Raw genomic sequence first — 13,925 nt, 5'->3', positions numbered from 1 at the left:
TTAATGGCTAATATTATATTTATAGATAATTTTGATTCATTTTCTTATAACTTAGTAGATGAATTTAGAGTTCTAGGAAATAATGTCGAAGTATTTAGAAATAATTTATATCTAGAAGTTCTTTTGGATAAAATTAATTCAACTGATAATCCTATAGTTGTGATATCTCCAGGTCCTGATAATCCTGCAAGTGCAGGATGTATAGTTGATCTTATATCAGTTATTAAAGGTAAGGTACCAATTATAGGGATATGTTTAGGTCATCAAGCTATAGTTGAAGCTTATGGTGGTATAGTATCTCATGCTAACGAAATTGTTCATGGTAAAACTGCTAAAGTTAAATTTATAAAGCATGATATTTTTGATGGTTTGGAATCGCCATTGAGTGTGGCTAGGTATCATTCTTTAGTAGCTATAAAAGTACCAACTGGCCTCGAAACTGTAGCGGAAGTTAATGACTTGGTAATGGCTGTAGTAGATGATAAAAATAAGGTCTGTGGTTTACAATTTCATCCTGAGTCAATAATGACTATACATGGTTCTAAACTCTTAGATAATATAGTTAAATGGGTACAGCAATGATTAGTTTAAGAGATATTGTAGAAAAATTATTTAATTCAGAGGATCTTAATTATAAAGAAAGTTATCAGCTTTTTGATTACTTTATAAAAGGTCAAATAGAGTTACCTTTACAAACTAGTATTTTAATAGCTCTTAAACTAAAACAAGAAACTTCGACAGAAATAGCAGCTGCCGTAGAAGCTCTACTTGACAATACAAAAGAGTTCCCAAAAATAAATGGAGATTTAGCTGGAATAGTTGGTACTGGTGGAGATGGGTTTAATACTATTAATATTTCTACAACAGCTGCGATTGTCGCAGCGGCAGCTGGTTATAAAGTTGCTAAACATGGTGGTCGAAGTGTATCAAGTAAATCAGGTTCTTTTGATCTTTTAGAATCTTTTGGTGTCAATATAGAGTTATCACCACAGCAAACAAAAGAATGTTTAGAATTATATAATCTTGGATTTTTATTTGCTCCATTTTATAGTGAAGGTTTTAGGTATATAAAAGAGGCTAGAACTATCTTAAAAACTAGAACTATTTTTAATATTTTAGGACCTTTGATAAATCCAGCTAGAGCAAACAAGGTTGTGATAGGAGTTTATTCAAAAGATTTAATTTTGCCAATGGCAAAAACTCTAATTAATCTTGGGATAGACAGAGCAGTTGTAGTATACGGTAGTGGCTTAGATGAAGTAGCAATACATGATGATACTTATGTTGCTGAAATACAAAATAGTCAGATAATCGAGTATAAAGTTTCTCCTGTAGACTTTGGTATAGATACTTATGCAATCAAAGATCTTGAGGGTGGCTTACCAGAGCAGAATAGAGAGATTATAAAACAAATACTTCAAGGCAAGGGTAAACAAGCGCATAATGCTGCTGTAGCTGTAAATGTCGCTATACTTATGAAGCTTTATGGTAAAGATAATCTAAAACAAAATACTCAAGAAATATTAGAGCTTATAAAATCAGGTAAGTGTTATCAAACTCTTCAAAATGTAATATCTTTTGGTTAAAAAATAGTCTTATTTTTCAATATATGATAATTTAAAACCTATAAGTATTTAGGTGGTTATACAAATGAAAAAAAGGAAAATTATAATTTTAGGTAGTTTATTATTTGCAAGTAGCTTTGTATTTGCAGCTAATGATTCAGAAAGTAAATATCAAAAAGCTGTATTTGCAGGTGGTTGCTTTTGGTGTTTAGAGTCAGATTTTGAATATATGCAAAAACATCAAGATTTAAGTCATGATGGTATTATAAAGGTTATTTCTGGTTATGATGGTGGTTTGCAAAAAGATCCTACTTACAAAACAGTATCTGCAGGCATTACAAATTATAAAGAATCAGTAGAAGTGATATATGATCCTACTAAAATTAGTTATCAAGATTTAGTAGAGTATTTTTATCGTCGTATAGATCCTACAGATTCTAAAGGACAGTTTTGTGATAAAGGCGAGCAATATCAATCAGCTATATATTATAGCGATGATAAACAAAAACAGGTTGCTGAAGAGATTACTAAAAAATTAAAAGCAGAATTTAAAAAACATAACCAACCTGTATATACCCAAATTTTACCATCTACACATTTTTATAAAGCCGAAAGTTATCATCAAGATTATCATCATAAAAACCCTAAAAGATATTGTTATTATCGTACAGGATGTGGTCGTGATGTAACAGTAAATAAAGTTTGGCAAAATATGGATTGGAAATATAGTAATGTAGTTCCGTTTGATATACCATCTAGCTATGCAGAATGTTTAACAAGATAGTAAAATGAAAATAGTAGGTGTAGCAGCTAAAGTTTCTAATGATAGAGAAGATTTGCTTGAAGAAGCTTGGGAGCTTTTCTTTAATAGTGAGGTATTAGAATATCTCAATGGTCAAAATATATCTCAAGATATAATATCTGTTTATTGTGAGTATGAAGGCGATCATACCGCTCCATACACTCTTTTGATAGGTTATGAGGTGGCAGAGTCTTTTGAGGTACCAACAGGGTTAAATTCTGTGCAAATTGAGCTTAACCATCAAACGTACCGTGTTGAAGGCGAGCTACCTGATGCTATCATTGATAAATGGCAACAAATTTGGGCAGATAACTCCAAAAAGAGAGCTTATAAAGCAGATTTTGATAGATATAATCCTATTGAAGATTATGCTGAAGTTAATGTAGAATATCTAAAATAAATAATCTTCAAATCAACAAAGTACAGAAAAATTCAACTTTTATTCTTTTTTCGTTTAAAATACTTCATAAAATCATATAAATAATAAGTATTATGGAAACTATATTAGCTAAGATAGTTGAAGCAAAAAGAAATTGGCTTTTTGCAAAAAAAAGGTTATTTCCACTAGATGTATTCAAAAAAGAAGTTATCAAAACAGATAGAGATTTTTATCAGGCTTTGGAGTCAGACAAAGCAGTATTTATTCTAGAGTGTAAAAAAGGCTCTCCTTCTAAAGGAGTTATCCGTAAAAAGTTTGATCTAAATGAAATAGCAGCAGTATATAAAAATTATGCAAATGTGATATCTGTACTTACAGATGAAGAATTTTTTATGGGTAGTTTTGCAAATCTAGAGATTGTTAGAAAGCAAGTAACTCAACCTATACTTTGTAAAGATTTTATTATAGATGAGTATCAAATATATTTAGCTAGACATTATCAAGCAGATGCAGTGTTATTGATGCTTTCGGTATTAGATGATAATGAGTATAAGAAGCTAGCAAAAGTAGCTAATCGTCTTGGCATGGGTATCTTAACTGAAGTTAGTAATGAAGAAGAACTTGAAAGAGCTATCAAACTCAAGGCAAAAGTTATAGGTATCAATAATCGTAACCTAAGAGATCTTTCTATAGATCTGAATACTACGCGTCTTTTAGCTCCAAAAATACCTAAAGGAACAATTATTATTTCAGAATCAGGAATTTATAAAAATCAAGAAATCCGTGATTTAAGAAATTATGTTAATGGTTTTTTGATAGGTAGTTCTATTATGAGTGAACGTAATCTAGAACTTGCAGTTAGAAAACTTGTATATGGCTTTAATAAGGTTTGTGGCCTTACCTCTGTAGAAAATGCTCAAAAAGCCTATAATGCAGGAGCGGTATATGGAGGATTTATATTTGTAGAAAAATCTCCTCGCTGTGTAGATTTTGCCATGGCAAAACAAATAGCTAAAAAAGTTAGATTAAACTATGTAGGTGTATTTGCTAATGCTAGCATCGAAGATGTTGTAAATACCGCTTATGGTTTGAAACTTAGTGCAGTACAGTTACATGGTGACGAAAATCAAGAATATATAGATGCACTAAAATCAAAACTACATAGAAACTGTCAGATATGGAAAGCTTATGGAATTGACAAAACTGTCCCAGAGTTTTTTGCTAATGTAGATTATCACTTATTGGATGCTCAAGTAGATGGTAAATCAGGAGGTACTGGTAAAGCTTTTGATTGGAGTCTTATCAAGGATAGAAAAAATATAATACTTGCTGGTGGTCTGAATGCTAAAAATATAGCAAAAGCAATAGAGCTAAGATGTTCTGCTTATGATATTAATTCTGGTGTAGAATCTGAGCCAGGACAAAAAGATCAGCAGAAGTTAAAAGAAGTTTTTGAGGTTATAAGAGACTACTAGCATCTTATTTCACACTTTATTTTAACTTATAAGTATTAAAAGTAATTCATAGTTAGTATATATAATTGCAACAATATTTAGCTACTGCTATTCTAAATAAAAATATCTAATATTATCCTAACTATGAATCAACTAGAAATTAAATATTTAAAAGACTACAAGCCAAGTAATTATCTTATAAATGAAACACATCTAAAATTTGAACTTAATGAGTCAAAAACTAGAGTGACAGCAAATTTACATATAGTAGCTAATCCAGCGAATCGTGAAAATAACACACTGGTTTTAGATGGTAATAATCTAAAACTATTATCTATAAAAATAGATAATAAAGAGCTATCAAATACAGATTTTATAGTTAATGAAAACCAATTAATCATAGATAATGCTCCAGAAAATTTTGTATTAGAAACAGTCGTAGAGATTAACTCTGAGGCTAATACATCTTTAGAAGGTTTATACAAATCTGGAGAGGTGTTTTGTACACAATGTGAGGCAACTGGATTTAGAAAAATTACTTATTATCTAGATAGACCTGATGTGATGTCTTCTTTTACAGTCAAAATAATAGCTGATAAGAAAAAATATCCTGTAATACTCTCAAATGGAGATAAGATTGAATCTGGAGATATTTCAGAAACTCATCATTATGCAGTATGGAGAGATCCATTTAAGAAGCCTTGCTATTTATTTGCTCTTGTAGCTGGAGATTTAGCAAATATCAAAGATACTTATATCACAAAATCACAACGTAAAGTTAGTTTAGAGATATATGCATTTAAACAAGATATTGATAAATGCCACTATGCAATGCAAGCTGTTAAAGACTCTATGAAATGGGATGAAGATAGATTTGGTTTAGAGTATGATTTAGATACTTTTATGATTGTAGCTGTGCCTGATTTTAATGCTGGTGCAATGGAGAATAAAGGTCTAAATATTTTTAATACCAAATATATTATGGCTAGTGATAAGACTACTACAGATAAAGATTTTGAGTTGGTACAAAGTGTAGTGGGACATGAATATTTTCATAATTGGACAGGCGATAGAGTTACTTGTAGAGACTGGTTCCAGCTTAGCTTAAAAGAAGGCTTGACTGTATTTAGAGACCAAGAGTTTACTTCTGATTTAAACTCTAGAGATGTTAAAAGAATTGATGATGTACGTATTATTAGAAGTGCTCAATTTGCTGAAGATGCTAGTCCAATGTCTCACCCTATCCGCCCTGAGTCGTACATTGAGATGAATAATTTCTATACTGTAACGGTTTATCATAAAGGTGCTGAAATAATTCGCATGATTCATACTCTATTAGGTGAAGAAGGCTTCCAAAAAGGTATGAAGCTATATTTTGAAAGACATGATGGTCAAGCTGTTACTTGTGATGATTTTGTAAATGCTATGGCAGATGCAAATAATCGTGATTTTAGTTTATTTAAAAGATGGTATGCTCAATCAGGTACACCAAGTATTAAAGTTACAGAAAACTACGATGCAGAAAATCAAATTTATAGTCTAACACTAGAGCAAACTACTCCGCCAACAGCAGATCAAAAAGAAAAACAAGCTCTACATATACCTGTTAAAATGGGTCTTATCACACCTAATGGTAAAAATATACATGAGCAAATTATAGAGCTAAAAGAACAAAAACAAACTTATGTATTTAAAGGCATTTCTGCAAAACCAGTAGCTTCTCTATTTAGAGATTTTTCTGCACCTGTGAAGGTTGAGCATGAACGTGTTGAAACAGAACTATTACATATCGTTAAATATGATAATAATGCTTTTAATCGTTGGGACTCTTTACAGCAATTAGCTACTAAAATAATCTTGAACAATGCCGATGTAGATACAGAGTTTTTAAATGCTTTTAAATCAATTTTACATGATAAAGGTTTAGATAAAGCCTTAATTAGTGATGCTCTAATGATACCTAGCGAATCTACAATTGCTGAGGCTATGCCAACGATTATGGTTGATGAGATTGTGAAATCTCGCAAAAAAGTGATGAATCAGCTAGCAGATAAGCTAAAAGATGATTGGTTAGAGATATATCAACAATGCAATGATAATAAGCCATATAGTCTATCAGCTGAGCAAATTGCTAAAAGAAAGCTAAAAGGTGTCTGCTTGAGTTATCTGATGAATGCTAGTGATCAAAGTCAAGGTACAAAGCTAGCACAACAGTTATTTGATAGTGCTGATAATATGACAGATCAACAAACTGCATTTTCAGCATTGTTAAAGTCTAATGATAAGCAAGTTCGTGATAATGCTATTAATGAGTTTTATAGTCGTTGGAAGCATGAAGACTTAGTTGTAAATAAATGGCTACTATCTCAAGCTCAAATCTCTCATGAATTAGCTTTAGATATTGTCAAAAGCTTAGTTAATCATCCTGCATATAATGCAAAAAACCCTAATAAAGTTTACTCATTAATTGGTGGTTTTGGTGCTAATTTCTCGCAATATCATCGTAAAGATGGTCTAGGATATGCTTTCATGGCGGATACAGTACTAGAGCTTGATGAATTTAATCATCAAGTTGCTGCAAGAATGGCTCGAAATCTAATGAGTTGGAAGCGTTATGACTCTGATAGGCAAGCTATGATGAAAGATGCTCTTGAGAAAATCAAAGTCTCAAACCCTAGTAAAAATGTCTTTGAAATCGTTAGTAAAAGTTTGGAGTTGTAATTTTCTTTATACTTATCTAAGTATCTCATATCTATAATAATTATTACTGTGTATTTTATAGAGCTATAATCGATAAAATCTTATAATAACCTACTCACAAAAAATATATAAGTTAATATGTCAGTAGTTGTTATAGGAAGTGCTAACAGAGATTTAGTTGTAAAAGTTGATCAACTTGCGCAAAAAGGTCAAACAATAATAAGCCAGAATTATGAAGAGTTTTGTGGTGGTAAAGGAGCTAATCAGGCTGTAGCTGCAAGAAGACTTGGAAAAAATGTAACTTTTATTACAAATCTTGGTAAAGATAGTTTTGGAGATAGGCTTTTAGAGTTTTATAAAAAAGAAGGTTTAGATAGTTCAACTATCAATCAAGATTCTGGTAGTAACACAGGCTTGGCTTTTATTTGTGTTGATAATCAGGGTCAAAATATTATTAATGTAGTAATGGGAGCTAATGCTAAATTATATCAACAAATTTTGGACAAGCATAACCAAAAAATCCAACAAGCTAATATCATATTAACTCAGCTAGAAACTCCTTTGGAAACTATTGAGTATTTAGCTGACAAAATCACTGATAAGCAGACATTTATTCTTAATCCTGCACCAGCTAGAGAACTACCTCAAGAATTACTTAAAAAGGTTGATATCCTAACTCCTAATGAGACTGAGGCATCTATTTTGTCAGGTATAGAGGTCAAAGATGTAAATACAGCTAAGCAGGCAGCAAAAGAGCTGCATAATAAGGGTGTAGCTATTGTTATAATAACTTTGGGCGAACAAGGCGCTTTATTATCAAAAAATAATGGTCAAGAACAAAAATTATTTGCTACCAAAAAAGTAGATGTGGTAGACACTACAGCTGCAGGAGATACTTTTAATGGTGTTTTGGCATTTTGTCTAGACAAAGGATTATCTATAGAACAATCAATCGAGATAGCTAATACAGCAGCAGCTCTAGCAGTAACTATAGAGGGAGCAGAAGATTCAGCACCTACTTTAGAGAAATTGAATACTTATCTAGAACAAAAAATATAATATATGGAGATTTAAAATGGTTGTACTACACTCGTACGGTGTTGCGGTATTTTTTTGCATAATTACGATGCTATGTTGGGGTTCTTGGGCAAATACACAAAAGCTCTCGATAAAAGAGTGGCCTTTTCAACAGTATTATTGGGATTATGCTTTAGGGATTTTGATAGTATCTTTTGTCTTAGCTATAACTATGGGAAGTTTTGGTACAGAAGGTAGATTATTCTTTAGTGATATTTCTCAAGCTTCATCTGAGAGTTTTATTTATGCTTTTATGGGTGGTGTGGTTTTTAACTTAGCTAATATACTACTTGTAGCTGCTATTGATATTGCGGGTATGTCTGTAGCTTTTCCTTTAGCTATTGGTTTGGCTCTAGTCATAGGTGTGATTACAAACTATATAGCAACACCTCTAGGTCAGCCTGTAGTCTTGTTTTTAGGAGTTTTGAGCGTACTTGCAGCAATTATTATTGATGCTGTCATATATAAGCGTATTTCTGATAATAAAAGCAAAAATATGCTTAAAGGATTTATAGTTTCTATTATTTCAGGTATCTTAATGGGCTTTTTCTATCCATTGGTTATTAAATCAATCTCAAATGATTTTGTAACTCCTCAGGCTGGCTTAATGACTCCTTATACAGCTAGTTTTATATTTGCTGTAGGTATTTTTGTATCTAACTTTGTAATCAATGGTTGGATGATTAAATTTCCTATTTCAGGCAAGAAACTTAAGTTTAAAGACTATTTCTCTCAAGGTACGCCATGGTTGCATACTATTGGTATATTAGGAGGTGTGATTTGGGGGATTGGATCTTGTCTTAACTTTATAGCTTCTGGTATTGCTGGACCTTCTATCTCGTATGGTTTGGGTCAAGGTGCAACAATGATAGCGGCATTCTGGGGTGTATTTATTTGGAAAGAATTTGCCAAAGCACCAAAAGGTACAAATAAGTTGATAGTACTAATGTTTATAACTTATATTTTAGGATTAACACTTATTGTTTTTGCGAGAAATATTTAGTTTTATAATTATTTGAATGCTTTTAATAAAAGCGTAGTGGTTGTTTTAATAAAGTCATTTTCTTCTAATATATCTTTATCTAACTCATAAGAGCGTATAAATGGAGCTAACGTTGCAGATGATATAAATAGAAGGACATATTTAGCAGAAAAATCTTTGGATAGTTGTCCATTATTTTGAAAATCTTTTATTTTTTCTTCAAGTTGATCAAACGATGCGAATTTTTGCTGATTTTTGATACCTGATAAAGAAGAGTTTTTTTCTAAGCGCTGCCAGTCTAACATTTTTAGTATATCAGGATTTTTTGTATGAATATTAAACCTTGCTTTGACTAGCTTTTTTAAGAACTCTTCAAATGTATCTTCCTTTATACAGTCTTTGATATCAGAAAATGTTTCAGAATTTATTAAAGATTCTTTAACAGCTTTCCATAAGTCAGTCTTATTAGAAAAATAATGATATATAAGAGAGCTTTGTACATTAGCTTTTTTAGCAATATCTCTAATAGATGTGCCATTAAAACCATTTTCAAGAAATAACACTTTTGCAGATTTAATAATTTTTTTAGCAGTTTTATGAGTTTTAGATTCCATTAATTTTAAGAGTTTCATAAGTTTTTAGAAATTATAGCAGATAGTATGTTTTAAATTCTATTGAACGATCGATCATTAGGTGGTAATATTATTGATCAAGTGTTCAATAGAATTTAAAAAAAGAGACTCTTCCTATGATTTTAGTCAGAAAAAAACCTTTAGGTGTTGTAATGCTAACAATTTTTACAATAGCTTTAGGTTGTGGTTATTTCTTTGGTGCGATGATGTTTACACCTTCTCTTCCAGCAATTACAGATTATTTTGATACAAGTTCATCATTATCTAGAATGACAGTTTCAAGTTTTTTTGTAACAATGGCTATATCTCAGCTTATCTATGGACCAGCATCAGATAAATACGGTAGGAAACCTTTAATTTTAATAGGATCTATAATCTTTGCTTTAGGTTCAATATTATGTATTCTCTCTCATTCTATTATATTTCTAATTTTTAGTAGAGCTATACAGGGTCTCGGTGCAGGAGCTTTAATTACTTTGGCTAGAACACTGGTTCAGGACTCTTTTAGAAAAGAACACTTTTTAAAAGCAGTATCTTGGATGAGTATATTTTTTGCCGTAGCTCCAGCTATTTCTCCAGTTATTGGAGGTTTTTTACAGTTTCATTTTGGTTGGCAGAGCAATTTTATTTTTATGTTTATTTTTGCAGTTAGTTTATTTATTGCTGTACTTTTTTTATTACCAGAAACTAATAAAGATAAAAATCCTAAAGCAATGAATATTAGTCATTTAGTCAGTAACTATCTAATTGTTGCAAAAAATAAGAAATTTTGGATTTATCTACTTTTTATTATTACTGGTTTATCAGGAGGAATTTCGTTTGATGTAATAGGATCGTTTATATTGATCAAGGATTATCATTTAACATCAGTAGCTTTTGGTATGATCTCAACACTTTTATTAATGATGATAATTGTTTCACGTTTTTTGACATCAATGATATTGCTTAAATATATGGATAAAAATAAGGTTATACTGTTTGGATTATTTCTTATGTTCTTATCATCTAATATATTGATAATTTTAGATTTATTAAATCTATTAGAACTATTTGATCTTTTATTTATTCTTGCTATTTTTTTCTTAGCTTGTGGAATAGTAATACCAATTTCAGCAGCAAATCTTTTGAGTTTATTTGATAATATGAAAGGAGTAGCTAGTGCTTTTTATGGATCCATGCAAATGTGTGGGATTTTCTTGATAAGTATTATTGCATCAAGTATGAATCCATCGATTGGTTTTATGCTAAGTATTATAAGTGTATTATCAGTTATTAGTTTTATTATGGGACTTAGGATTTTTTATAAAAGAAATAATCTATTTAAAATTAGGAGTAATAGTATTCAATCAGCGTAATATACAATATGTTTTATATATCAAAATAATCATTGATTTGTTGTAATTGGCTTTTTCTAAGAAAATTTATCCAAAAATTAGTTGTTTGGCAGTGGGTAGAACGAGTTACGGGGATTCTTATGCTTATTATTGCGATTAGCTGTACTCGAATGCTAGTTAATTTCTAATCAACCCTATTAGATTTCTAAATTTATAGTTTCACCAATTTTTAAAATCAAAGCATTATTATCGCCATATTTTTGATTTATAGCTGCTTGTTTGAATCTTTTAGGTGGCTCAAAAAAAGGCTCTGGTGTAAGTCTGATAGTTCCCCAGTGCATGCCTATGGTTTTGGTCGCTTTGATATCTTTGGCTATTTGAATTGCTTCTTCCGGAGTAGCATGTACAGAACACATAAAATCACGAGGTTCATATGCTCCTATACCTATTAAAGCGAGATCAAAATATTCTTCTTTTTTACCAATTTCTTTAAATACTTCGCCATAAGCAGTGTCTCCTGAGAACCATATTTTCTTGTATTTATCTTTGATTGAGAAACTGGCCCATAGAGTTTTATTTCTATCAAATAAACCCCTCCCAGAAAAATGAACGCATGGTAAACAGCCTATAGTAATATTATTTATATTAATCTCTTGCCACCAGTTCATTTCTGTTACATTTTTAAACCCTCTTTTGATAAAAAAACTACTAAGCCCTAGTGGTACTATTACTTTGATATTTTCTTTATTTGGAAAGTTCTTTATAACTTTTGAGTCTAAATGATCATAATGATTATGACTAATAATAAGCATATCAATTTTTGGAAGCTCACTTAAATCTAAAGGAGAAAATATTTCTCGTTTTGGTCCTAAAAATCCAGGCCCAGCATTTTTACTTAAAAAAGGATCTGTAACAATAAAATATTCATTAAGCTTAATCAAAAAAGCAGCATGCCCTAACCAAGTAATACTATAATCATTTGATTTATCTAATTGTTCTAAGGCTTGTTGTTTTTCTAAAACATGGTCTTTAGGAAAACTTTCTTTATGCTTTTTAAACATAGAAGAAAAAATAAATCTTAAAAAATCTCTACTTCCTCCTTTGCGCATGGGGCTACCTGGGGGATTAGAAAAATTATTTTTAGTAGAATTATTAATAGAGATAACTTTTACCGTAATGTATATTTGGTTGTATAGATTTATTTTACATCACAAACAATAATGAAAACTATAAACTTTGAAAAATTATATACTGATTTTACAAGTATTTTTGATTTATGTAGATATACAAATGAATCTCTAGAAGAAGAGATTGTTAGAAGAGTCAAAGAAGATAATATCACTGATGGCATGTTTCTTTTTAGGTTTAGATTAGTGATATTTAAGTTTGAAGTAACAAGCAATTCTATAGAGTATGTTGGTTATGAGAAGTAAGCATAAATAATATGACAGTTTTATTTATTGTTTTAGGAATTTTGTTTCTAGTCTTTTTACCTATTATCAATATTTATTTTCCTATAGGAAATAATATAGCTGATTCAATAAGTGCAGACTATGATTTAAATCCAAAGAAAAGGAAAGTAGGTGAATCTAATGAAGAGTATTTTAAACGGCTAAGAGAGTTAAATCCTAATCCAAAGCCACTGTTTAGTATAAAAAGCTTTTGTATAACATTTATTACCGTACTTTTACTACTTATACTTTTTTTCATAATTTTATTTTTTTAGTATGGGAAGTTATATTTAGAATAAGAGAACCTACTAAAGATAATACTGCTGTAATAATAGCAATAAAAGCAGGTATATAAAGTGAGTGGTACTCTAGAATAAGAGACTGTGTTATAAGAGGCATAAATCCAACAAAAACAGCAGAACCTAAACCATAACCAATTCCCATACCAACTAATCTTACTTTGACAGGTAGTGCATTAATACATCTAAATTGAGCAATCATAATATAAGCACTAAAAAAAATACTATAGACTAAATACGCAACCATATAGTGTGAACTATGAATAAAAGCATAACATAACCAGATAGATAATATTGATGATAAAAGTAAGAACCAATTATCCAACTTTGGAATGCTATCTTTCTTTATTAGCAATGCTGATAGTAAGCCAAATATACACATCATAAGTAAGCCTATAATGCTAATCTTGAGCATACTGTTAGAGCTATAACTAGATAGATTTGTTAAATAGCTTGGTAAAGCATAATAGAACAATGTAATACAAGACATAACATTAGCAGTCATCAAAAAACAACCTAATAATGGCATTTTGTAATGTTTAAATAGCTCAATAATTGGATTTTTTGTCAGTTGATTAGTTTGTAATAATTGGGTAAAAAGAGGACTCTCATGTAGCTCTTTTCTTATATAAAAAGTAACAATCCCTAGCGTAGAACCAAGTATAAAAGCAATTCTCCAAGCATAATTGTCAGGGAAAATAAAATTAAGTATTATCGTTAGTAGCTTAGCAAGCATTACACCTATAGCTGCAGAGATCATTACTGCTGCGATAGGATATATTTTGTTAGTAATGATAGTTTCGTTTAGGTATGTAAATGCACTATTGACCTCTCCACCAGCAGAAAGACCTTGCATAATACGAAAAGTAAGTAATAGTAAACCAGCATATATTCCTATGACTGAAGCATCAGGAATAAGACCAATACCTAATGTGCCAATTGTCATCAAAAGAACAGCAGCTACCAATACTTTTTTGCGTCCAACTCTATCACCAATTTGTCCAAAGATAATGCCACCAATAGGTCTTGTAACAAAACCTAAAGCAAATATTAAAAGTATGATAATTTGGGAGTTAGAACTATGAAGTAAATGAGCTCCAATCACTTCAGAAAAGCTCAGATATATTATAAAATCAAAATATTCTAGAACCATGCCTAAAGAACAAAGAAAAATAGTTTTTAGTTGTAAGTCTTTCATTTTTTTATCTCTAATTTCAAAGTTTAAATAAAAGTACCTAACTCGCAATAAT

General features: G+C 30.5%; 13 protein-coding genes. 10 read left to right on the top strand and 3 right to left on the bottom strand.

What is annotated here, in order from left to right; translation table 11 throughout:
• Window positions 1–3: 3 nt before the first annotated feature.
• From F3D57_RS05095 to F3D57_RS05060, 8 genes are all read left to right on the top strand, one after another.
• Complete coding sequence (locus tag F3D57_RS05095) at window positions 4–582, top strand: aminodeoxychorismate/anthranilate synthase component II (RefSeq protein WP_150465440.1); 579 nt, start codon at window positions 4–6, stop codon at window positions 580–582.
• Window positions 579–1,586, top strand: coding sequence for an anthranilate phosphoribosyltransferase (gene trpD, locus F3D57_RS05090; RefSeq protein WP_191092352.1), 1,008 nt, complete (start codon window positions 579–581; stop codon window positions 1,584–1,586). Before F3D57_RS05095 ends, trpD begins: the two co-directional genes overlap by 4 nt.
• Before the next feature lie 64 nt (window positions 1,587–1,650).
• Complete coding sequence (msrA, locus tag F3D57_RS05085; RefSeq protein WP_150465438.1) at window positions 1,651–2,349, top strand: peptide-methionine (S)-S-oxide reductase MsrA; 699 nt, start codon at window positions 1,651–1,653, stop codon at window positions 2,347–2,349.
• Between the two features lie 4 nt (window positions 2,350–2,353).
• A complete protein-coding gene (locus F3D57_RS05080) occupies window positions 2,354–2,767 on the top strand; it encodes a GyrI-like domain-containing protein (protein ID WP_150465437.1) in 414 nt (137 codons plus the stop codon).
• 92 nt (window positions 2,768–2,859) lie between these two features.
• Window positions 2,860–4,221 carry a bifunctional indole-3-glycerol-phosphate synthase TrpC/phosphoribosylanthranilate isomerase TrpF gene (gene trpCF, locus F3D57_RS05075; protein WP_150465436.1) on the top strand — a complete coding sequence of 454 codons (1,362 nt, stop codon included), beginning with the start codon at window positions 2,860–2,862 and terminating at the stop codon, window positions 4,219–4,221.
• A 123-nt stretch (window positions 4,222–4,344) separates the two neighbouring features.
• Complete coding sequence (pepN, locus tag F3D57_RS05070; RefSeq protein ID WP_150465435.1) at window positions 4,345–6,921, top strand: aminopeptidase N; 2,577 nt, start codon at window positions 4,345–4,347, stop codon at window positions 6,919–6,921.
• A gap of 117 nt (window positions 6,922–7,038) precedes the next feature.
• Window positions 7,039–7,959: a ribokinase gene (gene rbsK / locus F3D57_RS05065; protein ID WP_150465434.1), complete on the top strand. Its 921-nt coding sequence runs from the start codon at window positions 7,039–7,041 to the stop codon at window positions 7,957–7,959.
• Window positions 7,960–7,975: 16 nt separating this feature from the next.
• Entirely contained in the window at window positions 7,976–8,980 is a 1,005-nt protein-coding gene (locus tag F3D57_RS05060) for a GRP family sugar transporter (protein WP_150465433.1), read from the top strand.
• Window positions 8,981–8,988: 8 nt separating this feature from the next.
• Here the strand turns inward: F3D57_RS05060 and F3D57_RS05055 are convergent, their stop codons facing one another.
• Window positions 8,989–9,573, bottom strand: coding sequence for a TetR/AcrR family transcriptional regulator (locus F3D57_RS05055; protein WP_013923717.1), 585 nt, complete (start codon window positions 9,571–9,573; stop codon window positions 8,989–8,991).
• 134 nt (window positions 9,574–9,707) lie between these two features.
• Here F3D57_RS05055 and F3D57_RS05050 point away from each other — a divergent pair, with 134 nt between their 5' ends.
• Complete coding sequence (locus F3D57_RS05050) at window positions 9,708–10,946, top strand: multidrug effflux MFS transporter (RefSeq protein ID WP_150465432.1); 1,239 nt, start codon at window positions 9,708–9,710, stop codon at window positions 10,944–10,946.
• A gap of 176 nt (window positions 10,947–11,122) precedes the next feature.
• On the opposite strand, the gene F3D57_RS05040 is transcribed toward F3D57_RS05050, so the two are convergent.
• A complete protein-coding gene (locus F3D57_RS05040) occupies window positions 11,123–12,034 on the bottom strand; it encodes an MBL fold metallo-hydrolase (protein ID WP_150465431.1) in 912 nt (303 codons plus the stop codon).
• A gap of 111 nt (window positions 12,035–12,145) precedes the next feature.
• On the opposite strand from F3D57_RS05040, the gene F3D57_RS05035 reads away from it, so the two are divergent.
• Window positions 12,146–12,358 (top strand): hypothetical protein, encoded by a 213-nt coding sequence (locus F3D57_RS05035; protein WP_146421534.1) that lies wholly within the window; start codon window positions 12,146–12,148, stop codon window positions 12,356–12,358.
• Window positions 12,359–12,631: 273 nt separating this feature from the next.
• Here F3D57_RS05035 and F3D57_RS05025 read toward each other — a convergent pair whose 3' ends face one another.
• On the bottom strand, window positions 12,632–13,873 hold the full coding sequence (locus F3D57_RS05025; protein ID WP_150465430.1) for an MFS transporter: 1,242 nt from the start codon (window positions 13,871–13,873) through the stop codon (window positions 12,632–12,634).
• Between the last annotated feature and the right edge of the window lie 52 nt (window positions 13,874–13,925).

The organism is Francisella sp. SYW-2 (assembly GCF_008711475.1).
Classification (GTDB): domain Bacteria; phylum Pseudomonadota; class Gammaproteobacteria; order Francisellales; family Francisellaceae; genus Francisella; species Francisella salimarina.
Note: the sequence above shows the minus strand (reverse complement) of the source record. Positions and strands in the feature narration are given on the sequence as shown.